Source organism: Oleiphilus sp. HI0066 (genome assembly GCF_001635725.1).
This window is the reverse complement of the sequence record NZ_LWFH01000532.1, coordinates 1-763: the sequence shown is the minus strand read 5'-3', so window position 1 is coordinate 763 and position 763 is coordinate 1. Positions and strand designations below refer to the sequence as shown.

At 43.1% G+C, this 763-nt stretch carries 2 protein-coding genes; both read right to left on the bottom strand.

Translation table 11 applies throughout. The features are described 5' to 3' along the window. Positions 1-518 (bottom strand): chemotaxis protein CheW (locus A3738_RS07250; protein WP_068763483.1); only part of this gene is annotated, 518 nt, incomplete at its 3' end. Between the two features lie 5 nt (positions 519-523). Continuing rightward, the coding region (locus tag A3738_RS07245; RefSeq protein ID WP_068763482.1) for a response regulator at positions 524-763 on the bottom strand (240 nt) is incomplete at its 5' end.

The window sequence follows — 763 nt, the reverse complement described above, 5'->3', positions numbered from 1 at the left end:
GATACCAATCGCTTAGCATCAAACACCAACCAATCTTTACCATCTCTATTGAATGCACCATCCACAAAGGCAACGATATTTTTCGACAATGGTTCTGAAGTGGTATTTTTCAATCCTTCTTGTTCGAAGTGTTGCATGCCCTGAACGTGGTCGACCAATAAACCACTGAGCATGTCGTTATGTTCCACAACAAGAATTCTTTTATCTCGAGATCTAATCCGTTCGCTTGGTACGCCAAAAAAACGAGACAAATCAATGATAGGAATGAGGCGGCCTCGAATATTGGAAACACCCAACACCCAAGCTTTTACTCCAGGAATAACGGTATATTTTGGAACATGTAATAGCTCGGACACGGACCCCATGCCGGCTATGAATTGATAACCCGCTAGCGAAAATCCGATACCACTAAAATATTCACGAACTTCTTCTTGGGCAGGCAAGCCTACAGAAAACTGCGCACTTTTCTTCGCTATATCTCGTAAAGCATCAAACGAGTGCGCGACTTCACTACTCATACTATTTAATCAAGTAACTCGTTAATGGTAGCGATGAGGTCATTTTCGCTAACTGGCTTAACTAAGTATCCTTTCGCACCTTGGCGCGTACCCCAAACTCGATCAGTCTCTTGATCTTTGGTAGTAACAATCACTACTGGAATGTCAGCGGTCTCAGGTGTTCTCGTTAATTGACGAGTTGCTTGGAAACCGTTTAACCCAGGCATTACAACATCCATCAAAATAAGATCAGGACGTTCCTGACG